Here is a 256-nt window from a genome sequence, read left to right as displayed (position 1 = left end):
GCACGAGGCCGATCTTCACGAATGCCTGGATGAAACTGGCCGAACGAGCCGCGAGCACGATGTCGCAAGCGAGCGCAAGGTTTGCGCCGGAGCCCGCAGCTGTCCCGTTGACTGCCGCTATGACGGGCAACGGCACCGCTTGCAGTCGGCGGATCAAAGGGTTGAAGTGCAAGTCGATCAATTCGCCCAGATCGGTCATCGCGCCGGGCGTGAAGTCGAGGTCAGCGAGGTCTTGCCCTGCGCAGAATCCGCGCCC

General features: G+C 63.7%; 1 protein-coding gene. It reads right to left on the bottom strand.

Features of this window, described 5'->3' with window-relative positions:
- Positions 1-256: enoyl-CoA hydratase-related protein (locus R0J87_RS22375; RefSeq protein ID WP_498889069.1), on the bottom strand; the 256-nt coding region annotated here is incomplete at both ends.

This window comes from Halomonas sp. SIMBA_159, from assembly GCF_046536035.1.
In the GTDB taxonomy this organism is placed as follows: domain Bacteria; phylum Pseudomonadota; class Gammaproteobacteria; order Pseudomonadales; family Halomonadaceae; genus Vreelandella; species Vreelandella venusta_A.
The sequence above is the reverse complement of the archived record's forward strand: the minus strand, read 5'-3'. Positions and strand labels throughout refer to the sequence as shown.